The 21,392-nt window shown below is 60.9% G+C and carries 17 protein-coding genes; 10 read left to right on the forward strand and 7 right to left on the reverse strand.

The window, feature by feature from the left end:
* Window positions 1-76: 76 nt before the first annotated feature.
* Both nagZ and DOCECA_RS05725 read left to right on the forward strand, forming a co-directional pair.
* On the forward strand, window positions 77-1,087 hold the full coding sequence (gene nagZ / locus DOCECA_RS05720; RefSeq protein WP_434650528.1) for a beta-N-acetylhexosaminidase: 1,011 nt from the start codon (window positions 77-79) through the stop codon (window positions 1,085-1,087).
* 10 nt (window positions 1,088-1,097) lie between these two features.
* Complete coding sequence (locus tag DOCECA_RS05725; RefSeq protein WP_445571584.1) at window positions 1,098-1,838, forward strand: S-methyl-5'-thioinosine phosphorylase; 741 nt, start codon at window positions 1,098-1,100, stop codon at window positions 1,836-1,838.
* Between the two features lie 65 nt (window positions 1,839-1,903).
* Here the strand turns inward: DOCECA_RS05725 and DOCECA_RS05730 are convergent, their stop codons facing one another.
* Genes DOCECA_RS05730 through mfd form a run of 3 tightly spaced genes read right to left on the reverse strand, consistent with a single transcriptional unit; the run spans window position 1,904 to window position 8,635 of the window.
* Entirely contained in the window at window positions 1,904-4,597 is a 2,694-nt protein-coding gene (locus tag DOCECA_RS05730; RefSeq protein WP_434610580.1) for a DEAD/DEAH box helicase, read from the reverse strand.
* Window positions 4,598-4,608: 11 nt separating this feature from the next.
* Window positions 4,609-5,175, reverse strand: coding sequence for a CsiV family protein (locus tag DOCECA_RS05735; protein WP_420764675.1), 567 nt, complete (start codon window positions 5,173-5,175; stop codon window positions 4,609-4,611).
* A gap of 10 nt (window positions 5,176-5,185) precedes the next feature.
* Window positions 5,186-8,635: a transcription-repair coupling factor gene (gene mfd / locus DOCECA_RS05740; RefSeq protein ID WP_445571585.1), complete on the reverse strand. Its 3,450-nt coding sequence runs from the start codon at window positions 8,633-8,635 to the stop codon at window positions 5,186-5,188.
* Between the two features lie 168 nt (window positions 8,636-8,803).
* On the opposite strand from mfd, the gene DOCECA_RS05745 reads away from it, so the two are divergent.
* A complete protein-coding gene (locus DOCECA_RS05745; RefSeq protein ID WP_445571586.1) occupies window positions 8,804-10,267 on the forward strand; it encodes a glyceraldehyde-3-phosphate dehydrogenase in 1,464 nt (487 codons plus the stop codon).
* A 59-nt stretch (window positions 10,268-10,326) separates the two neighbouring features.
* Here the strand turns inward: DOCECA_RS05745 and DOCECA_RS05750 are convergent, their stop codons facing one another.
* The gene (locus DOCECA_RS05750) at window positions 10,327-11,625 is read right to left on the reverse strand and encodes an MFS transporter (protein WP_434650532.1); all 1,299 of its coding nucleotides are present in this window, start codon (window positions 11,623-11,625) and stop codon (window positions 10,327-10,329) included.
* Between the two features lie 227 nt (window positions 11,626-11,852).
* Between DOCECA_RS05750 and DOCECA_RS05755 the strand changes: the two genes are divergently transcribed.
* Both DOCECA_RS05755 and sthA read left to right on the forward strand, forming a co-directional pair.
* Entirely contained in the window at window positions 11,853-12,839 is a 987-nt protein-coding gene (locus tag DOCECA_RS05755) for an FAD:protein FMN transferase (protein ID WP_434702043.1), read from the forward strand.
* A 415-nt stretch (window positions 12,840-13,254) separates the two neighbouring features.
* Entirely contained in the window at window positions 13,255-14,649 is a 1,395-nt protein-coding gene (sthA, locus tag DOCECA_RS05760; RefSeq protein WP_304553302.1) for a Si-specific NAD(P)(+) transhydrogenase, read from the forward strand.
* 42 nt (window positions 14,650-14,691) lie between these two features.
* Here sthA and DOCECA_RS05765 read toward each other — a convergent pair whose 3' ends face one another.
* A complete protein-coding gene (locus DOCECA_RS05765; protein WP_434563286.1) occupies window positions 14,692-15,414 on the reverse strand; it encodes a glycerophosphodiester phosphodiesterase in 723 nt (240 codons plus the stop codon).
* Window positions 15,411-16,007, reverse strand: a complete 597-nt coding sequence (locus DOCECA_RS05770) for a PilZ domain-containing protein (RefSeq protein ID WP_434563288.1) — start codon at window positions 16,005-16,007, stop codon at window positions 15,411-15,413. Before DOCECA_RS05770 ends, DOCECA_RS05765 begins: the two co-directional genes overlap by 4 nt.
* Window positions 16,008-16,101: 94 nt before the next feature.
* On the opposite strand from DOCECA_RS05770, the gene DOCECA_RS05775 reads away from it, so the two are divergent.
* The 5 genes from DOCECA_RS05775 (at window position 16,102) to queF (ending at window position 21,029) form a co-directional block, all read left to right on the forward strand.
* Window positions 16,102-17,352: a lipoprotein-releasing ABC transporter permease subunit gene (locus DOCECA_RS05775; RefSeq protein WP_434675071.1), complete on the forward strand. Its 1,251-nt coding sequence runs from the start codon at window positions 16,102-16,104 to the stop codon at window positions 17,350-17,352.
* 7 nt (window positions 17,353-17,359) lie between these two features.
* Window positions 17,360-18,043: a lipoprotein-releasing ABC transporter ATP-binding protein LolD gene (lolD, locus tag DOCECA_RS05780; RefSeq protein ID WP_162843734.1), complete on the forward strand. Its 684-nt coding sequence runs from the start codon at window positions 17,360-17,362 to the stop codon at window positions 18,041-18,043.
* A 63-nt stretch (window positions 18,044-18,106) separates the two neighbouring features.
* Complete coding sequence (locus DOCECA_RS05785) at window positions 18,107-19,351, forward strand: lipoprotein-releasing ABC transporter permease subunit (RefSeq protein WP_434628411.1); 1,245 nt, start codon at window positions 18,107-18,109, stop codon at window positions 19,349-19,351.
* A gap of 265 nt (window positions 19,352-19,616) precedes the next feature.
* Window positions 19,617-20,138, forward strand: coding sequence for a copper-resistant cuproprotein CopI (copI, locus tag DOCECA_RS05790; protein ID WP_445571587.1), 522 nt, complete (start codon window positions 19,617-19,619; stop codon window positions 20,136-20,138).
* A 60-nt stretch (window positions 20,139-20,198) separates the two neighbouring features.
* Window positions 20,199-21,029 carry an NADPH-dependent 7-cyano-7-deazaguanine reductase QueF gene (gene queF / locus DOCECA_RS05795; protein ID WP_445571588.1) on the forward strand — a complete coding sequence of 277 codons (831 nt, stop codon included), beginning with the start codon at window positions 20,199-20,201 and terminating at the stop codon, window positions 21,027-21,029.
* A gap of 84 nt (window positions 21,030-21,113) precedes the next feature.
* On the opposite strand, the gene DOCECA_RS05800 is transcribed toward queF, so the two are convergent.
* Window positions 21,114-21,380: a DUF4404 family protein gene (locus tag DOCECA_RS05800; protein ID WP_434675067.1), complete on the reverse strand. Its 267-nt coding sequence runs from the start codon at window positions 21,378-21,380 to the stop codon at window positions 21,114-21,116.
* Window positions 21,381-21,392 lie beyond the last annotated feature (12 nt).

Genomic DNA, 21,392 nt, shown 5'->3' on the forward strand with positions numbered 1-21,392 from the left:
CTGCCGGCCCTTCAGCCTGGCGGTGCCGGGGCGGATGCAGCATCGCGCGCGTCCCTCGTTATTAAAAGGAACTGTTATGACTGGTGCCCTTCAAGGCTCGTTGATGGTGGACGTCGCCGGAACCTGGCTGACGGCTGAAGATCGCCATCTGTTGCGTCAGCCCGAAGTGGGTGGATTGATCATTTTTGCCCGCAATATCGAGCATCCCCGCCAGGTGCGCGAGCTGAGCGCCTCGATCCGGGCCATTCGCCCCGATCTGTTGTTGGCTGTCGACCAGGAGGGCGGCCGGGTGCAACGCCTGCGCCAAGGCTTCGTGCGTCTGCCGGCGATGCGGGCCATAGCCGATAACCCGAACGCCGAGTACTTGGCCGAGCAGTGCGGCTGGATCATGGCCACCGAAGTGCTGGCGGTCGGCCTCGATTTGAGCTTCGCCCCCGTGCTGGACCTCGATTACCAACGCAGCGCGGTGGTAGGAAGTCGTGCCTTCGAAGGCGACCCCGAGCGCGCCACACTGCTGGCAGGTGCGTTTATCCGTGGCATGAACGCCGCGGGAATGGCGGCCACAGGCAAGCATTTTCCGGGGCATGGCTGGGCCGAGGCAGACTCCCATGTCGCCATTCCTACTGACGAACGCAGTCTCGAACAGATCCGAGCCTGCGACCTGGTACCGTTTACCAAGCTGAGCAAGAAGCTGGCGGCCGTCATGCCCGCCCATGTCATTTATCCCCAGGTGGATGCCAGCCCGGCAGGGTTCTCCCGTCGTTGGCTGCAAGACGTCCTGCGCGGCGAGTTGCAGTTTGATGGAGTGATCTTCAGCGATGATCTTTCGATGGCCGGCGCCCACGTGGTCGGCGATGCCGCCAGTCGGATCGAGGCTGCCTTGACCGCGGGCTGCGACATGGGGCTGGTCTGCAACGACCGCGCGGCCGCCGAGCTCGCCTTGAGCGCTGCCCAGCGCCTGAAGGTCACGCCGTCGGCGCGGATTGCCCGTATGCGTGGCCAGGCCTTCGCCAGTACCGAGTACCGTCAGGATCCGCGCTGGTTGACAGCGATCGGCGCGTTGAAAGCCGCTCAACTGATTGATTAAGGATGTTTCGATGACTGTTTACGCAATTATCGGCGGCACCGGCCTGACCCAGCTGGAAGGCCTGACCATTGGCCAATCCCTGGCGGTGGAGACGCCCTACGGCGCGCCATCAGCCGAGGTGCAGATCGGCGAATACGCCGGGCGTGAGGTGTTGTTTCTGGCACGCCATGGCCATCCCCACCGTTTCCCGCCGCATCAGGTCAACTATCGCGCCAATCTCTGGGCGCTGAAGCAGGCGGGCGCCGAGGCGGTCCTGGCGGTCAACGCCGTCGGCGGGATCCACGCCGCGATGGGTACCGGTCATTTTTGCGTGCCCCACCAGCTGATCGATTACACCAGCGGTCGCCAGCATACGTATTTCGCCGATGACCTGGAGGCGGTGACCCACATTGATTTCAGCTACCCCTACACGGAATCGCTGCGCCAGCAATTGATTGCGGCCCTGGCTGCCGAAGGCTGCGGCTATAGCAGTCACGGTGTCTATGCCTGCACGCAGGGGCCGCGCCTGGAAACCGTGGCCGAAATCGCACGCCTGGGGCGCGATGGCTGCGATATCGTCGGTATGACGGGCATGCCGGAGGCGGCGCTGGCCCGTGAGCTGGAACTGGACTACGCCTGCCTGGCGCTGGTGGTGAACCCGGCGGCGGGCAAATCCACTGCGGTGATTACCATGGCGGAGATCGAGCAGGCCCTGCATGACGGAATGGGTAAAGTGAAGTCGACCCTGGCGCGGGTGTTGATGGCGGGCTAGAAAGTCCGGTTTATTGGAGAATGATCTTGTGGGAGCGAGCCTGCTCGCTCCCACAATCAGGAGTTTCAGCGCTTCTCCAGCTTGTCCGGCAGCGGCGCAAATAGCGCCTCGATGTCTTCATTCTGCAGTTTCCAATCCCCAGCCACACGCCCATCTAGCACGCCGGCCGCCAGGTCGGACTTTTCTTTTTGCAGCAGCTGGATCTTTTCTTCCACCGTGCCGCGGGCAATCAGTTTGTACACGAACACCGGTTTTTCCTGGCCAATGCGATAGGCGCGGTCGGTTGCCTGGTTTTCGGTGGCGGGGTTCCACCAAGGATCGTAGTGAATCACCGTGTCCGCTTCTGTCAGGTTCAGGCCCACGCCGCCGGCCTTCAGGCTGATCAGAAAGATTTGACGCTTGCCGCTTTGGAATTCCTTCACTGGCGTGCGTCGGTCTCGGGTCTGGCCGGTGAGGATGGCGTAATCCACGCCGCGTTTTTTCAGTTCATCTTCAATCAGCGCCAACATGGAGGTGAACTGTGAAAACAGCAGCACCCGCCGACCTTCTTCGAACAATTCCTCAAGCATTTCCATCAGGCTGTCGAGCTTGCCCGAGGTGCTGCCGCGGGTGGGCAGGGTGGCATCACTGATCAGGCGCAAATCGCAGCACACCTGGCGCAGCTTGAGCAGCGCTTCCAGGATGATGATCTGGCTGCGCGCCACGCCTTTGCGGGTGATCTCGTCGCGCACCTTCTTGTCCATCGCCAGGCGCATCGTCTCGTAGACATCCCGCTGGGCGTCGCTGAGTTCCACCCAATGGATGATTTCGGTCTTGGGTGGCAGCTCCGTCGCCACTTGCTCTTTGGTACGGCGCAGCAAGAATGGTTTTATCCGACCGTTCAGGTGTTGCAATCGTACGTCGCTGCCGCGCTTTTCGATCGGTACGCGGTAGTCGCGATTGAAGCTTTTGACGTCGCCAAGCCAGCCCGGCAGCAGGAAGTGAAACAGCGACCAGAGTTCACCAAGGTGGTTTTCCAGTGGTGTACCGGACAGGCACAACCGTTGCCTGGCATCGAGTTCCCGGGCGGCTTGGGCGGCTTTGCTGGTGGGGTTCTTGATGTACTGGGCTTCATCCAGGATCAGTACATGCAGCGGCTGCGCCTTGAGGCGTTCGACATCCTTGGGAAGCAGCGCATAGGTGGTCAGGATCAAGTCGTAATCGGCCAGGCGCTCGAAGTGTTTCTTGCGCCCGGCACCGTACAGCGCCAGTACTTTGAGCTGCGGAGTGAAATGCGAGGCTTCGTCGAGCCAGTTGGGAATCAGGCTCGTCGGCATCACCACCATGCACGGTCGGTCCAGGCGCCCAGCGTTTTTTTCGCTGAGAATGTGCGCCAGGGTCTGTAGGGTTTTGCCCAGTCCCATGTCGTCCGCGAGAATCCCGCCTACTTCCAGCTGTCGTAGCGATTGCATCCAGCTCAAACCTTCGAGCTGGTAGGGTCGCAGCGTGGCGTTCAAGCCCTGCGGGGCGGTGGCGGTGTAGTCCTTGATGTCCCGCAGGCGTTGGGCCAGGCTGCGTATGTGCTCGCCACCTTCCCAGCGCAGCGGCATGTCCTGCAATGGGTTCAGGCGCAGGGCATCGGCGCTGTTGAGGCGCAGTTTGGTGGTGCCGGGCTCTTGCAGGTAGAACTCGCCGAGGGTCGCCAGCACGGGCTTCAACCGCCCGTACGGCAGGGCAACTTGCTGAGGGCCGAATTCCGAGTTGGGCCGGTGCGGCAAGTTAACCAGGATAAGTTCGTCATCGCGGCGCCTGGCCAGTCGTTCCGGGTTGAATAGCTCGATATGCGAGCGCATCAGGTTCAACAGGATAGGCAGCAGGCTCAGTCGCTCGCCGTTGACGATGATGCCCAGCTCCAGGTCGAACCAGTCACGCTCCGGAGTCTCATCGACCGTGGCGTACCACTCATCCACCGCCGTCAGGTCGAAGCCGAAGTCTTCATCAATCTGCAATTCCCAACCCTGGGTGCGCAGCTTTGGCAGGTCATTGAGGGTAAAGGTCAGCCAGGCGCTGTCGTTGACCATTTCGTACAGTTCGCCAGCGCTCTCCGGTAGAGCCTTGCTTTGTCGGGTCGCAACCTTGAATCCAAGAATTCGCAACTGCTCGCGGTAGGACTGTTCCACTTCGATCTGGCGTTTTATCCGCAGCGTCTGGGTTTCCTGGCGAATCAGTACGTCGGTGTTGCGCTGGCCGCTGACGTACTCGTCCAGATAACTGAAGGACAAGGCGGCGCGGTGCTGGATATAACGCTGCATCTTGCCGTTGCGCGGCTCGAAGGCGCTGAACTCGACACTTGCCAGCCAAAGCCGTGGCACCGGCTGCACGTTTTCCACCAGGACTTGCGGCGGGGCCTTGGGGCTGCGGTTGTCCAGCACTGCCTGGAGCTTTTCCAGCAATTGCGCGTCTTTTTCGGCGGCCGGGTAGGCCAGGGTTTCCTGAACTTGCAGCAGCACCGCTGCGCAATGCTTGCAATTGATGCGCACCGGGCAGGAGCACGCGGCGTCTAGCAGGATCAATGTGCCTTTGGCTGACTCCTTGAGGCGAATGGTCTGACGGTAGACGCTGCCGCCCGAGCCTTCGCAGCTGGCGATGATGGTGCTGTCGCCGGCCTCGACGACCCTCACGCGGTTTTCCAGCGCGTATCGGCGCCCACGCTCCAGGCTTTGTTCCTTGAATCGATTGACCCAGGAAGGTGCCAGCGGTTTGCTCAGGGGCGAGGGCATGGGCGCGCCGATCAGTCTGGAATGACGTCAGGTGCCTGCCGAGGCGCAGGCGCAGTCAACGAGGTGATCTTGATCAACAAGCCAAGGTGGCCGTTATCGAGGAAGTTCAGCTGGCCGTTCTTGGTATGGCTCTGTTGTTTCAAGCGCTCGCTGGCCGTGACCAGCCCATTGGCGTCGATCTGGTTGATCCAGAAGTCGGCGTCTACGTCAGTGAAACGGCCCAGTTTCAGTTCCAGGGTGCCCTCGATGGGAAACTGGCCGAACTGCTCGGCGCCATCACTGACGGCAATCTTGCTGCCCTGTTCGCCCAGGTTCTGTTGCCAGGCCTTGTGCATCAGCACGGTGTATTGACCGCTGGCGTTGAGTTTCTCGACGATGTTGCCCATCGCCGGCGTGCGCTGGCTGTCCGCGCCCAGGCGTTGTGCGCCGGCGTCCCAGTCCTCCGGCGCGGCGCGGCTGATGATGGCCGGCTCGGCATTCTGGCGGACCAGAATCATTTCAACCTGGTACAAGTCGTCGGCAACCGCCAGGGGAGCGATCAGCGTCATCAACAACGTCAAGGAGCGAAACAGGCGCATTGGGCGTCCTTCAAGCAGTGGTCGGATTGAGGCGCTCGAACAGCGCCTCTACGGTATTGAAGCGCTCTTCCGGGCGTTCCATGGGCACCATGAACTTGAACATCGTGGCGCCTTCGAATTTGTAGCGTTTGGGCTGGCCCTGGATCAGCTTGATCAGGACCAGCGGATCAACCGGGGTCTGCGCCTCGAACTCGATCCGGCCGCCGTTGGGGCCGCCGTCGACTTTCTTGATGCCCAATTGCTCGGCCTTGAGCTTGAGCAGCGTTGTGCGTACCAGGTTCTTGGTCGGCTCCGGAAGCAGGCCGAAGCGGTCGATCATCTCCACTTGCAGGTCCTTCAGGCCTTCCTCGTCGGTGGCCGAGGCGATGCGTTTGTAGAGGATCAGGCGTGCATGAACATCCGGCAGGTAATCCTCGGGGATCAGCGCTGGCACCCGCAGGTTGATTTCCGGGCCGCCGCCGAGGGGCTGGTCGAGGTTCGGTTGCTCGCCCTTGCGGATCGACTTGACCGCCCGTTCAAGCATTTCCATGTAGAGGGTGAAACCCACTGCCTGGATCTGCCCGCTCTGGCCATCGCCAAGCAACTCGCCAGCGCCACGGATTTCAAGGTCATTGGTGGCCAGTACGAAGCCGGCGCCCAGGTCCTGGGTGTTGGCAATGGCTTCCAGGCGTTTTTCCGCGTCCGGGGTGATCTGCTGGCGCGGCGGTGTCAGCAGGTAGGCGTAGGCCTGGTGGTGACTGCGTCCGACCCGGCCACGCAATTGGTGCAACTGGGCCAGGCCGAATTTGTCGGCGCGCTCGATGATAATCGTGTTGGCGCTTGGCACGTCGATGCCGGTCTCGATGATGGTCGAGGCGATCAGCACGTTGAAGCGTTTGTGGTAGAAGTCGCTCATCACCTGTTCGAGCTCGCGCTCACGCATTTGTCCGTGGCCGATGCCGATGCGTGCTTCCGGCACCAACTCGGCCAGGTCGGCGGCGCACTTCTCGATGGTCTTCACGTCGTTGTGCAGGTAATAGACCTGGCCGCCGCGCAGCAGCTCGCGTAGCAAGGCCTCCTTGACCGTGCTCTTGTTCTGCTCCATGACGAATGTGCGCACCGACAGGCGCCGGGCCGGCGGCGTGGCGATGATCGACAGGTCGCGCATGCCTGAAACGGCCATGTTCAATGTGCGCGGGATCGGCGTGGCGGTCAGGGTCAGGATGTCGACTTCGCTGCGCAGGGCCTTGAGCTGTTCTTTCTGGCGTACGCCAAAACGGTGCTCTTCATCGATGATCACCAGCCCGAGGTTCTTGATCTTCACATCGTCCTGCAGCAGCTTGTGCGTGCCGATGACGATGTCGATCTTGCCTTCGGCCAGGTCGGCCACGGCGGCGTTTACTTCCTTGGCGGATTTGAAGCGGCTCATCACTTCCACGGTCACCGGCCAATCGGCGAAGCGGTCGCGGAAACTGTTGTAATGCTGTTGGGCGAGCAGGGTAGTCGGCACCAGGATCGCCACCTGCTTGCCGCCATGCACGGCGATGAACGCAGCACGCATCGCCACTTCGGTCTTGCCGAAACCCACGTCGCCACACACCAGCCGGTCCATGGGCTTGGGCGCGAGCATGTCGGCGCGCACGGCTTCGATGGTGGTCTGCTGGTCGACGGTTTCTTCGAAGGGGAAGCCGGCGCTGAAGGTTTCGTAGTCGGCTTTCGGGTCCGCGAATGCATAACCCTCGCGTGCGGCCCGGCGAGCATAGATATCCAGCAATTCCGCTGCCACGTCGCGCACCTGTTCGGCGGCCTTGCGCTTGGCTTTCTGCCAGGTTTCCGAGCCCAGGCGATGGAGCGGGGCCAAGGCGTCGTCGCTGCCGGTGTAGCGGGCGATGAGGTGCAGGTTGGCCACCGGCACGTACAGTTTCGCGCCCTCGGCGTATTCGAGGGTCAGGAATTCGGCGGCCTGGTTTTCGATCTCCAGGGTCGCCAAGCCCAGGTAGCGGCCCACGCCGTGGTCAATGTGCACCACCGGCGCGCCTTCACGTAGTTCCGTGAGGTTCTTGATAACTGCGTCGTTGGCTGCGTCGGCGCGTTTTTCGCGACGACGACGCTGCATGACACGCTGGCCGAACAATGGGCTTTCAGCCACCAGGCCCAAGGCCGGATCGTCAAGGATCAAGCCGTCGTTAAGCGGTGCGATGGTGATCGCCAGGCGATCCTTGCCCGCGACAAAGTCAGGCCAGCTGTCGACGGTCTTCGGACGCAACTTCAGGCGTTCGAGCAGCTCCAGCAACACTTCGCGGCGGCCCGCGGACTCGGCGGTAAACAGCACACGGCCAGGGAAACCGTCGAGGAAACCGGCCAGGGCCGCCAGCGGTTGCGTGGCCTTGGCTTCAATTGCCAGGTCCGGCAAAGGCTTGGCAGGGAAGCGTTCACGCCCGGCGCCGGTTTCCACGTCCTGCTGGCTCGCCACCACACGGGGCCAACTCTTGAGGCGGGCGAAGCAGTCTTCCACCGGCAAGAACAGCTCGGCAGGCGGCAACAAAGGGCGAGACGGATCGACACGACGTTCTTCGTAGCGATTACGTACATCGTTCCAGAAGTTTTCCGCCGCCTGCTCGATGCCCGGAAGGGAAAACACCTGGGTGTCCTGGGGCAGATAATCGAACAGCGTGGACGTTTCTTCGAAGAACAGCGGCAAGTAATACTCGATGCCGGCCGGCGTGATTCCGCTGCTCAGGTCCTGGAAGATCGGGCAACGGCGGAAGTCCACGTCGAAACGCTCGCGAAAACGCGCCTTGAACCGGGTGACCGCGTCTTTTTGCAGCGGGAACTCCTTGGCGGGCAACAGGCGGATCGATTGGACCTTGTCGATGGAACGCTGGTTTTCCGGATCGAAAGTGCGCAGGGTCTCGATTTCGTCATCGAACAGGTCGATGCGATAGGGCAATTTGCTGCCCATCGGGAAGAGGTCGATCAGGGCGCCACGGACCGCGAACTCACCGTGCTCGTAAACGGTATCGACGTAGCGATAGCCACTGGCCTCGAGCCGGCTGCGCATCTGCTCGACGTCAAGCTTCTGGCCGATGTCCAGCACCAGGCTGCTGCCCAGCAGGAACTGAGTCGGTGCGAGGCGATGTAGGGCTGTGGTGATCGGCACTACCAAAACGCCATGACTGAGCTCCGGCAGCCGGTAGAGGCTGGCGATACGCTGGGAAATGATGTCCTGGTGCGGCGAAAAAAGGTCGTAGGGCAGGGTTTCCCAGTCCGGGAAATGCAGCACTGGCAAATCCGGGGCGAAGAAACCCAGCTCCTGTTCCAGCCGCTCGGCGCTCTGGCTGTCGGCGGTCAACAACAGGGTGAAGCGCTTTGCAGCGCTGGCGGCCTCGGCGATAGCCAGGCTCAGGGCGGCACCGGGCAGGTTGCCCCAGTGCTGTTTACCTGCCGCGGCAGGGAGAAGCGGAAGACGCAGAACGGGCACGGAAGGTTGAGCTCCAGCGTTGCGACAAAGTCGACAATTGTAGCGGGGGAAGTGCCCGGCTGTCAGTCGCGGACTACTCTGTCAGAACGCAAAACCACGGCGCGACGGGCGCGCATTGCTCCGCAGAGGACTCGGCGGCATAATGTAGCCCCTTTTTTCAGCCCCTACATGTGGAAGGTTACCGTGACTCAGAAGCCCGACCAGTGTCTTGGTGAATGGATTGATCGTGAAGCACTCGCAGAAGCGATGATCCCTCTCATCGGTCAGCTCTACCGCAATAACAATGTGGTGAGCTCGATCTATGGCCGCAGCCTGATCAACCAGTCTGTCATCGCGATCCTCAAGGCCCACCGCTTTGCTCGCCACCGTTCTTCCGACGACAGCGAACTCTCCGTCCACGAAACATTCCCCCTGCTCAAGGCCATGAGCGAGCTCAAGCTCGGCGCGGCTTCGGTGGACCTGGGCAAGTTGGCGTTCAAATTCCGTAACGAAGGCAATGGCCGTAGCGCCGAGCAGTTCGTTCGCGAAGAAATGGCCGATGTGGTTGGTCAACAGAACGCTACGCCGCGCAAAGGCACTGACGTCGTGCTCTACGGCTTTGGCCGTATCGGTCGTCTGCTGGCGCGCATCCTGATCGAGAAAACCGGTGGTGGAGACGGCCTGCGCCTGCGTGCCATCGTCGTGCGCAAAGGCGCCGAGAACGACCTGACCAAGCGCGCCAGCCTGCTGCGTCGCGATTCGGTCCACGGTTCGTTCAATGGCACCATTACCATCGACGAAGAAAACAACACCATCACCGCCAACGGCAACCTGATCCAGGTGATCTACGCGAAGAACCCGACCGAGGTGGATTACACCCAGTACGGCATCAAGGACGCGCTGCTGGTGGACAACACCGGCGTATGGCGTGACGCCGATGGCCTGGGCCAGCACCTGGCGTGCCCGGGTATCGACCGCGTTGTCCTGACCGCGCCTGGCAAGGGCAAGCTGAAGAACATCGTTCACGGTATCAACCACAACGAAATCACCGCTGACGACAAGATCGTCTCCGCCGCGTCCTGCACCACCAACGCCATCGTGCCGGTGCTCAAGGCCGTGAACGACAAGTTCGGCATCATCAACGGTCACGTCGAAACCGTTCACTCGTACACCAACGACCAGAACTTGATCGACAACTTCCACAAGGGCGATCGCCGTGGTCGTAGCGCCGCGCTGAACATGGTCATCACCGAGACCGGTGCCGCCACTGCTGCAGCCAAGGCCCTGCCTGAGCTGGCCGGCAAGCTGACCGGTAACGCGATCCGCGTGCCGACGCCGAACGTGTCGATGGCCATTCTCAACCTGAACCTTGAGAAAGCCGCGACTCGCGAAGAGATGAACGACTACCTGCGCTACATGGCGCTGCACTCCGATCTGCATAAGCAAATCGACTTCGTCAACTCGCAGGAAGTGGTGTCCACCGACTTCGTTGGCTCCCGCCACGCCGGTGTCGTCGACGCAGAAGCGACCATCGTCCAGGATAACCGTGTTGTCCTTTACGTCTGGTACGACAACGAGTTCGGTTACAGCTGCCAGGTGGTTCGCGTGATGGAAGACATGGCTGATGTGAATCCGCCTGCATTCCCGCGCTAAGCGTTAACTGCTTGTGAAAACGCCCCGACTTGTCGGGGCGTTTTTTTGCCTGGGATTTGTCAGGCGCCACTAACGGCAGAAGCTTGGGCGGTCCGCAGCTCATGCCGGTTACCCTTGAACAGCACCAAGGTCGCAATCAACCCCAACACCGCCGCGCCGCTGAGCCAGATTCCCGGTGCAGCCTTGTTGCCGAGCACGTGGATCAGGTAGGTGCAGGCCGCTGGGGTAAATCCGCCGAAGGTCGCGGTGGCGAGGCTATAGGCCAGGGAAAAACCAGTGGTACGCACCTCGACTGGCATGATTTCCGTCAAGGCCACGACCATTGCGCCGTTGTAGGATCCATACAGGAACGATAGCCACAACTCGACGATCAGCAGATGGCTGAAACTGGGGTTCGCCACCAGCCAGGACAGTGCTGGGTACGCGGTCAGGATCGCCAGGATCGTCGCACCGAGCAGTAGGGGTTTACGCCCGATCCTGTCGGAAAACGCGCCCATCACGGGCAGCCAGAAGAAGTTCGACAAGCCGATGCACACGGTGACTAATAGCGCGTCCAGGTCCGAAAGGTTCAACTCGGCCTTGCCGAAGGTCGGTGTGTAAGCCGTGATCAGGTAGAACGACACTGTGGTCATCACTACCAACGCCATGCCTGCCAATACGATGCCGAAGTTCTGACCGATGGAGCGGACAATTTCTGACAGGGTAGGGCGGTGTTTTCTGGCCTGGAATTCAGCCGTCTCCTCCAGGGAGCGGCGAATCACGAAGATGACCGGTACGATCAGACAGCCGACCAGGAACGGCACGCGCCAGCCCCATTCGCCCATCTCCTGGGGGCTCAGCCAATGATTGAGACCGACCCCCAGCAGACCGGCGAACACCACCGCGGCCTGTTGGCTGGCGGACTGCCAACTGACGAAAAAGCCCTTGCGCCCTGGCGTGGAAATTTCCGCCAGGTACACCGACACCCCACCCAGCTCCACGCCAGCGGAAAAGCCTTGCAGCAATCGACCCAGCAACACCAGTAACGGTGCCGCCACGCCCAATGTGGCGTAGCCCGGAACGCAGGCGATCAGCACCGTGCCGGCGGCCATCATCGCCAGGGTGATGATCAGGCCTTTGCGGCGGCCGTGGCGGTCGATGTAGGCGCCGAGGAAAATCGCGCCCAGCGGACGCATCAGGAATCCCGCGCCGAACGTGGCCAGGGACAGCATCAGCGAGGCAAAGGCGCTGTCTGTTGGGAAAAATGTCTTGGCGATGGCCGTGGCGTAGAAGCCGTAGACCATGAAGTCGAACATCTCGAGGAAGTTGCCGCTGACGACGCGGAAAATCGCCTTGCCGTTGCTCGTGTTGGAAGACATGGTTAAGTACCCACTTTGGCAAATCTTGTATGAAAACGCTGCAGCCCCTGTGGGAGCGAGCTTGCTCGTAATAGCGGTGTGTCAGGTAGCGCATTGTCGATGAGCCCCCGCCGCCGCGAGCAAGCTCGCTCCCACAGGTTTTTTGCGCGTGTCTGTAGCCCATAATGGCTGGCGCGGTTTTGTCGGGAGATGAAGATTTGTTAACTGGACGATGGATAGGGGGTGTGATGCTTGCTGGCGTGTTATCCGCTTGCGGCAACGGCGACACCTTGGAGCGCTTCGACGGCCCGACCATGGGCAGCCGCTATTCCATCCAGTACGTCAGGCATGTCGCTACCCCCGGTCCGAAAGTGGTGCAGGGCGAGGTGGAAAAGATCCTGGCCGAAGTAGATAGACAGTTGTCCACCTATCGCAGTGACTCGGACATCGAGCGTTTCAATACGATGCCTGCTGATAGTTGCCGAGTGATGCCGGAGCCAGTGCTCGAGCTGATCCGAGCGGGCGAGCAACTCTCCTCGCAAAGCGCAGGCGCCTTCGATTTGACGGTTGAGCCTTTATTGAACCTGTGGGGGTTCGGTCCGCAGTCCCGGGAAGAACAGGTGCCGAGCGCCGAGGCCCTGGCCGAAACTCGTCAGCGCGTAGGTCATAGACATCTGCGCATTGAGCGCGACCAACTGTGCAAGGACGCCGCGGTGGAAGTCGATTTCAACAGCATCGCGGCCGGTTACGCCGTCGACCGCATCGCCGCCAGGCTTCAGGCCCTGGGCATCGACAGCTACCTGGCCGAAGCTACCGGTGAACTCAAGGCTATCGGGCGCAAGCCGGATGGTTCGCCCTGGCGCATCGCTCTGGAAGAACCACGGGACGACCGGCAAGTGGCGGAGCGGGTCATCGAGGTCAACGGCTACGGGATTTCAACGTCAGGTGATTACCGAAAATACTTCGAGCAGGGCGGCAAGCGTTATTCCCACACCTTTGATGCGCGTACTGGTGCGCCGGTCCTACACAACCTGGCGTCCGTCACGGTGATTCATCCTTCGGCGATGATGGCCGATGGACTATCGACGCTGTTGCTGATTCTCGGTCCTGAACGAGGTTGGGACTATGCCCAGGAACATGGCGTCGGGGTATTTTTCGTATTGCGGGATGGGGAGCGTTTCGTCAGCCGCACCAACGACATCTTTGAACGGATGACCCGTGGAAAAAACCAATGATCATTGAAGTGGAATTACCGTGGCGAGGGAGCTTGCTCCCGCTTGAGTGCGAAGCGCTCACAAAAATGGAGGGGGCGCTACGCACCCCAGCGGGAGCAAGCTCCCTCGCCACATGATCCAAGCGTACTTGAGATCAGTGTCATGCAATGACAGGGTGCTGAAAGGCTCCCGTGGCGAAATAGCGCAGGCAAAGGGGGCATTCTCAATTTATTTACCCACAACGCGGTGGGGAAACTAATTGAGAACGCCCCCTAGCCTACGACGCGACCAAGGGGTAATGTGCGCGGCGTTGACGCTTCTATAGACTGTGGCCGGGCGCGTGAACCGGCCCCAAATTGTTCCTTCATGCCGCCGGTCGGCATGATTTAGCCGTCGGTGCCAAGCGTGGCATCGCGGCCTGTTCTGAGGAGTACGCATGGCTGTCTACAACTACGACGTGGTAGTACTGGGTTCCGGCCCTGCCGGGGAAGGCGCGGCAATGAACGCTGCCAAGGCAGGGCGCAAAGTGGCGATGGTCGACAGCCGTCGGCAGGTCGGCGGCAACTGCACCCACTTGGGCACCATCCCGTCCAAGGCCTTGCGTCACTCGGTCCGGCAGATCATGCAGTTCAACACCAACCCGATGTTCCGGGCCATCGGCGAGCCGCGCTGGTTCTCCTTTCCGGACGTGCTCAAGAGCGCCGAGAAGGTGATCTCCAAGCAAGTGGCCTCGCGTACCGGCTACTACGCTCGCAACCGTGTCGATGTGTTCTTCGGCACTGGCAGCTTCGCCGACGAGCAGACTGTCGAAGTAGTCTGTGGCAATGGCGTGGTCGAGAAACTGGTGGCCAAGCACATCATCATCGCCACCGGTTCGCGCCCATATCGTCCGGCTGATATCGATTTCAACCACGCACGTATCTACGATAGCGACACTATCCTGAGCCTGGGTCACACCCCACGTAAGCTCATCGTCTACGGCGCCGGGGTGATCGGTTGCGAATACGCCTCGATCTTCAGCGGCCTGGGCGTGCTGGTGGAGCTGGTGGACAACCGCGGCCAGTTGCTGAGCTTCCTTGACTCGGAAATCTCCCAGGCCTTGAGCTACCACTTCAGCAACAACAACATTACCGTGCGCCACAACGAGGAATACGACCGCGTGGAAGGCGTCGACAACGGTGTGATCCTGCACCTCAAGTCTGGCAAGAAGATCAAGGCCGACGCCTTGCTCTGGTGCAACGGCCGTACCGGCAACACGGACACCCTGGGCCTGGAGAACATTGGCGTAAAGGTCAACAGCCGTGGCCAGATCGAGGTCGACGAGAACTACCGCACCTGCGTACCGAATATCTACGGTGCCGGTGATGTGATCGGATGGCCGAGCCTGGCCAGTGCCGCCCACGACCAGGGCCGTTCGGCCGCCGGCAGTATTGTCGACAACGGCAGCTGGCGCTTCGTCAACGATGTACCGACTGGCATCTACACCATTCCGGAGATCAGCTCGATCGGCAAGAACGAGCAGGAACTGACCCAGGCCAAGGTGCCTTATGAAGTGGGCAAGGCCTTTTTCAAGAGCATGGCGCGGGCACAGATCGCCGGCGAGCCGCAAGGCATGCTGAAGATCCTCTTCCATCGCGAGACGCTGGAAGTGCTCGGTGTGCACTGCTTCGGCTATCAGGCGTCGGAGATCGTTCACATCGGCCAGGCGATCATGAACCAGCCGGGCGAACTGAACACGTTGAAATACTTCGTGAACACCACGTTCAACTACCCGACCATGGCTGAAGCCTATCGGGTAGCCGCCTATGACGGGCTCAACCGGCTTTTTTGAGCGGCTCCGGCCGGTGGCCTGAGCCGGCCGGGGAGACCGATTTCAGCAATTCTCGAGGGTGGCAGTGGCCAAACCGGGAAAGTCTGTAATCAGGCTGTCAGCGCCAAAGTCGGCGAGCCTGCGCATGAGCGCGGGCTCGTTGACCGTCCACACCGACACATGCAGCCCCTGGCGCTGCGCCTTGATAAGGCGTTCCGGCGTGCACAGGGTCCAGTTCAGCGCCAGAATCTCGCAGCCATAACTCTGGGCGACCTTCAACGGATCGAGCCAGGCGTATTCGGCCACCAGTCCGCGGGAAATGTCCGGGGTCAGGTCCAGGGCCGCCTTGAGCACTTCCCGGGAACTGGAGGTGATGGTGATCTTATCCAGCAGCCCGAAGCGTTGGGCCATCTCGCGAATGCCCAGCACGGTCGCGGCGGCGCGGGTGCGTGACGCGCTTTTCACTTCAAGTTGCCAGTGCTCGAAATCGCATTGCTCGAACAGCTCTTCCAGCCGAGGAATCGGGCACGGCTTGATCCAGCCTGGGCCACCTTTGCGCGCATCGTAGGTCACCAGTTCGGCGGCGGTGTGTTCGACGACTTTGCCCCGGCGATCGGTGGTGCGCTTGAGGGTCGGGTCGTGGATCACCATCAATTCGCCGTCCATGGACAGGTGCAAGTCCAGCTCGCAACGGCGCACGCCGTGCTTGAGGCATTCCTGGAACCCGGTGAGGGTATTTTCCGGTGCTTCGCCCTTGGCGCCGCGGTGGCCATAGATGAGGGTCACGGTTCTTCCTTATTGATGCCAGATTCGTTCAGTTCCCGCGCCAGGCGCCGTTCTTGCGCCTGTTTTTGCAGGATGTAGCGGGCCAGCAATTGGCGCTGGGCGTCGGTCGGGTGTTCAAACTCTGTTCCCACGTCGTAGCCATCGCCCTTGGGATCGCAATGCGTGACGCGGGCTCGGAGCAACAGGCCCAGGGCCTGGGGCATCAGCACCAGCTTGATCGACAGGTGCGCGCCGACCGCAACGGGGGAGGGGTATTGGAAATCAATGCCGCCTTCGGAGATGATCACAGGCTGTGGTTCGCCGATTTCGCCAAGCACGGTCACCGCGATGACCTGGCTGAGCAAGTCGATGCGTTTGTTCATGGCCTTCAGGTAGGCGGCGATGCTGCGTTCGCGCTCGCTGATCTGGCGCAACAGGTGCTGTGACTCGAATTCGCTCAGGTGCAATTCGCTGAGCAGATTGAACAATGGGGACTCATCCTGCAACACTTCCTGGCTGGCGGCTTCAGGAACGGACAGGGGCCGAATTTCCAGTGCGATCGTGTCCTCGATACGGTAGTATTCGCGGCGATCTTCTTCATCTAATGTCGACATGGCGAACCCATGGTAGCGGCGGTGGTCTGAGTGTAAAGCTGGTTTGTGACCCCCGCCACAAGGACGTTCCTTTTCCCTCCGAACAAGCCCCGACATGTTCAGACCTCTCTTCGTATTCATCGGCACGCGTTATACCCGTGCAAAGCGTCGCAATCATTTCGTATCGTTCATTTCCCTGACGTCCATCATCGGACTGGCCCTTGGCGTGGTCGTGATGATCGTCGTGTTGTCGGTGATGAACGGCTTCGATCATGAAATGCGCACCCGCGTACTGGGCATGGTGCCTCACGCGACCCTCGAAACCGGCGAAGCCATCAGCGATTGGCCGAGCCTGGCCGCCAACGTCAAGCGGAACCCGCAGGTGCTGGCCGTCGCGCCGTTCACCCAGATGCAGGGGCTGCTGACCAACGACGGCAAGGTTTCCAAGGTCTTGCTCAACGGCATCGACCCCGGGCTGGAGCGGCAGGTGTCGATCATCGACAACTTCATGAAGCAGGGCAAACTCGACGACCTGGCGCCAGGCAGCTTCGGCATCGTGATCGGCGACAAAGCCGCGGCCAAGCTCGGCGTGGCCATCGGCGACAAGCTGACCTTCGTCGCGCCGGAAGTCACCGTCACCCCGGGCGGCATGTTCCCGCGCATGAAACGCTTTACCGTGGTCGGAATCTTCCATGTCGGCGCCGGCGAGCTGGACGGCTACCTGGGCGTGACCAATCTCCAGGATCTCGCCCGCCTGCATCGCTGGAAACCGGACCAGGTCCAAGGCCTGCGATTGAAGTTCGATGACCTGTTCCAGGCGCCACGTGTTGCCTGGAACATTGCCCAGCAACTCGGCGAAGACCGTTACTACGCCCGCGACTGGACCCGCACACACGGCAACCTGTACCAGGCGATCCGCATGGAAAAAGCCATGATCGGCCTGCTGCTGTTGCTGATTGTCGCCGTGGCGGCGTTCAACATCATCTCGACGCTGGTAATGGTGGTGAACGACAAGAAGGGCGATATCGCCATCCTGCGTACCCTCGGCGCCACGCCGGGGCAGATCATGCGCATCTTCATGGTTCAGGGCACCGTCATCGGCGTTATCGGTACGTTCGTCGGGGCCCTGGTCGGAATGTTCGCCGCGCTGAATGTCAGCGCCGCGATTGCCGGTCTCGAAACCCTGATCGGGCACAAGTTTCTCAACGCCGACGTGTACTTCATCGATTACTTGCCTTCGCAATTGCAGGCCGATGACGTGTTGATGGTCTGCGGCGCCGCGTTGGTCCTGAGTTTTCTCGCCACCCTGTATCCAGCCTGGCGTGCCGCGCGCACCCAGCCTGCGGAGGCGTTACGTTATGAGTGAGTCGGGCATGAGTGAAAAAGCAATCTTGAGTTGCCGCAACCTGGGCAAATCCTACGAGGAAGGCCCGGAGTCGGTGGTGGTGTTGTCGGGCCTGCAGCTGGAGCTGCATCCCGGCGAGCGCGTGGCGATCGTCGGAACTTCCGGCTCGGGCAAAAGCACCTTGCTGAATCTGCTCGGTGGCCTCGATACGCCAACCGCCGGCAGTGTCTGGCTGGCGGGCGAAGAACTCTCGGCATTGAATGAGAAAGCCCGTGGCCTGTTACGTAACCGTTCCCTGGGTTTCGTCTATCAGTTCCACCATCTGCTGCCCGAGTTCACGGCCCTGGAAAACGTCTGCATGCCGCTGTTGATCGGTCGCACGGCGATTCCCGAGGCCCGTCAGCGCGCCACTGCACTGTTGGAGCGGGTAGGGCTGGGGCATCGCCTGGAGCACAAGCCGGCCGAACTGTCCGGTGGCGAGCGCCAGCGCGTGGCGATTGCCCGCGCCCTGGTCAACAAGCCCGGCCTGGTGATGCTCGACGAGCCGACCGGCAACCTCGATTCCCACACCGCCCAGGGCATCCAGGACTTGATGCTGGAGCTCAGCACCTCGATGCGCACGGCGTTCCTGGTGGTGACCCATGATATGAACCTGGCCCGCCAGATGGACCGCGTCCTGCACTTGCAGGAAGGTTGCCTGACGCCCATCTGATCGACCGAAACCCGGCGCTTGTCGCAAGCGCCGGGTCTTTTATTTTCATACGGTGCCCAACGAATGTTCAGACCGTTATCGATTTTCATCGGCACGCGCTATACCCGCGCCAAGCGCCGCAATCGTTTTGTCTCGTTCATTTCCATGACATCGATGATCGGCCTCGCCCTTGGCGTACTGGCGATGATCGTCGTGTTGTCGGTGATGAATGGCTTCCAGCGCGAAATGAGTTCGCGCATCCTCGGCATGGTTCCGCACGCCACCATCGTTGGCGTTAACCCGATCGATGACTGGCAGCCAGTGGCCGCCGCCGCATTGAAAAATCCTGAGGTCCTCGCGGCCGTTCCGTTCACCGAGATGGAAGGCATGCTGAGCCATAAAGGTTCGATGCAGCCGATCCAGATCAGCGGCGTGGACCCGGCCCAGGAAGGCAAGGTTTCCATCGTCGCCCAGCACATCGTCCAGGGCCGTCTCGACGCCCTGAAACCGGGGGAGTTTGGCGTGGTGATCGGCGAGATCACTGCCCGGCGCTTCCGCCTGAACGTGGGCGATAAACTGACCCTGATCGTGCCGGAAGTCAGCACAGCGCCTGGCGGCATCACGCCACGGATGCAGCGGCTGAATGTGGTCGGCGTGTTCAAGGTCGGCGCCGAGCTGGACGGCTCCATGGCGCTGATCCACCTGGCTGACGCCGCGCAGATGCAGCACTGGCAGCCGAACCAGGTGCAAAGCGTGCGCCTGGCGGTGAAGGACTTGTACGCAGCGCCGAAGGTTTCCGGTGACATCGCCACCGGTCTCGGCGCGAACTACAAGGCCGACGACTGGACCCACACCCAGGGCAGCCTGTTCAGCGCCATGAAAATGGAAAAGACCATGATTGGCTTGCTGTTGCTGATGATCGTCGCGGTGGCGGCGTTCAACATCATCGCCACGTTGATCATGGTGGTGAACGATAAAGGCGCCGACATCGCCATCCTGCGCACCATCGGCGCCACGCCGCGGCAGATCATGGCGATCTTCATGGTCCAGGGAACGGTGATCGGTATCGTCGGCACGCTCATTGGCGGCGTGCTGGGCGTGATCGCCGCGTTGAACGTCAGTGAGTTGGTGGGTTGGCTGGAGCGGGTCAGCGGTCAGCACATTTTCAGTTCCGATGTGTATTTCGTCAGCAACCTGCCGTCTGAGCTTCAGCGTGGCGACGTGGTGCTGATCTGTTCTGCCGGGTTCATCCTCAGCTTCCTCGCCACCGTGTACCCGGCGTGGCGCGCGGCGAAGATCGAACCGGCGCAGGCGTTGCGGTATTCTTGAGGCTGAACCGGCTTACGTGGCGAGGGAGCTTGCTCCCGCTGGGCTTCGCCGCAGCCCAAAAATCTCACTCATCGAAATGATAAGCAGCGTTTGGATTTTGGGAGCGCTTCGCCCTCCAGCGGGAGCAAGCTCCCTCGCCACCGGGATTGAGTCCGGCAGGCGGGTTCGTGGCACAACCTGACAAAGTTGTAATCGAGTTGTAAGCCGACTGGCAGGCCTGCGACGATGGATTTTCCCACACGCTGAATCTGACTGGAGTATGGACATGTTGATGGGAGTACGCTTGATCCTGGCTGTTTGCGCATTGACCCTCAGTGCGCTGTCGTGGGCATCGCCGGGCCATTTTGATTTCGGTCAGCCTGCGCCAGCGGCCAAGGCCGGTCGCAGCATCGATGTGGTGATGGGCGACATGACGTTCGATCCCGGTGCGCTGGGCGTCAAGGCCGGCGAGACGGTTCGATTCGTACTCATCAACAAAGGCCAGCTGCTTCATGAGTTCAACCTCGGCAACGCTGCAACGCACGTGGAGCACCAAAAGCAAATGCTCAAGATGCAGCAGAGCGGCCAGTTGATGCCGACCACGATGAAGCCGGGGTTGGATCATGCCGCCATGGGCCACGGCGAGGCGAAGATGCGCCACGATGATCCCAACAGCGTGCTGGTGGAGCCGGGCAAGACCGCCGAGCTGACCTGGACCTTCAGCAAGGCCACGCGCCTGGAATTCGCCTGTAATATTCCCGGCCATTACCAGGCTGGCATGAGGGGCGAGCTGACAGTCAGTCAGTAAGCACTAAAAGCTGCGGCAAAGGCTGATAGAATCCGCTGATTCTTCAGTCAGGTTTCCGTCATGCATCCCGCAGCCGAACATTCGCCGCTGGGCAAATCCAGCGAATACATTGCCACGTACACGCCGTCACTGCTGTTCCCGATTCCGCGCGCCGCGAAGTGGGCGGAGCTGGGCCTGACGGCCGAGACCCTGCCGTACAAAGGCGTGGATTTCTGGAACTGTTTCGAATTGTCCTGGCTGTTGCCTTCCGGCAAGCCGGTGGTGGCCATCGGCGAGTTCGCCATCGCGGCGGATTCGCCGAACATTATCGAGTCCAAATCCTTCAAGCTTTACTTGAACTCGTTGAACCAGACCCCATTCACCGACACCGCGAGCCTGGAAGCGACCTTGCGCCAGGACCTTTCGGCGGCTGCCGGCAAGCCAGTGGGTGTGCGGATCCGCAATCTCAAGGATGTGGAAAACGAAGGCATCGTGGCGCTGCCCGGTGCGTGCATCGACGAATTGGACATCAGCGTCGATTCCTATGAGCACCCGCGCCCGGAACTGTTGCGTTGCGATGACTCGCGCATCGTCGAGGAAAGCCTGCACAGCCATTTGCTCAAGTCCAACTGCCCGGTGACGAGCCAGCCGGATTGGGGCAGCGTAGCGGTGGAGTATCGCGGCGCTGCGTTGGATCATGCGAGCTTGTTGGCCTACATCGTCAGCTTTCGCCAGCACTCGGATTTCCATGAGCAGTGCGTGGAGCGGATCTTCCTCGACCTGCAGCGCTTGCTCAAGCCGGAGAAACTGACGGTGTATGCGCGGTATGTGCGGCGTGGTGGGTTGGATATCAATCCGTATCGCAGTACCGACGAGGTGCAATTGCCGAACCATCGGCTGGCCCGCCAATGACATCTTGATTGTGGGATTGCATTTCAATTCGTAAACATTAAAAAGCCCTGCTGGCGATAGCAGGGCTTTCTGCGTTTCAAGGGTTTAGATCCCCATGCCGCCCAAGGTAATGACGATATTGCGCAGTGTTCCGGCGATCGTTGGGTGCTCCACTTCAAAACGCTCTACGGCCAGGTTTACGCCGTCGACCAGGCTGTTGTCCTGAAGCTGGTTTTCCAGTTCGATCTGAGATTCGATCTCTACCATCAACTTGTGCAGATGTTCGCGATCTGGCTCAGACAGCGGCGGGTCCTGTTCCAATTGCTCGCGCAAGGTATCGAGTTGTTCTTGCAATTCCCGGCTGGCAGGCATTGGCGTACTCCC

The sequence above is a fragment of the Pseudomonas sp. E102 genome, from assembly GCF_052660185.1.